The sequence below is a fragment of the Vibrio sp. 2132-1 genome, assembly GCF_033344315.1.
In genome coordinates, this window is sequence record NZ_JAWPON010000592.1 from 1 (window position 1) to 588 (window position 588).

Sequence of the window (588 nt, forward strand, 5' to 3'; positions counted from 1 at the left end):
AGCTAACGCAGTCATCATTATTGCTTACTCTTTGTTACATTAAATGTGACAGATTGAGCAATGCGCTGCGCCGTAGCTGGCGGAATATCTCCGACCACCGAGATTTCATAATCACCATTCACAAAACTGTGTAAGGTTCTACGGCCTTGACGAACCAGTTGTCCTTTTAATGAATGCTCATCTTTGTTTGCTACGTAAACAGAGAAGTTGAACAAGCCATCAGAATACAACTGACTTTCTACCATTTGGTCTGTTGATGCCATACGGTAGCGATTGAGATCGTTTGGATGAAAACCGTCTGGAGTCCAGCCCACAGTCCAATTGCTCGTGCCAATTTCACCTTTCGGCATTGTAAGCACAGCAGGAAGTTGAACGTCTTCAAGGCCGCTCATCAACTCTGCAATTTTAGGGTTTACTGTGTAAGAGATCGTGCGGTATTGCTCTAGCATCTCGCCATCACGATCGACAAGATCGGCGCGAAGTGGCAATTTGCTCTTTTCGTCAATCCAAAGGACATAGGAATAACGTAGTCCGTCTTTCGGCACAATGCGTAATACCTGAGTTGGAACACCGGCTTCACGCGCACGC

General features: G+C 46.1%; 1 protein-coding gene. It reads right to left on the bottom strand.

All coding sequences use genetic code 11. The features are described 5' to 3' along the window. Positions 1–17: 17 nt before the first annotated feature. Positions 18–588: MucB/RseB C-terminal domain-containing protein (locus R8N47_RS26840; protein WP_318186316.1), on the bottom strand; the 571-nt coding region annotated here is incomplete at its 5' end.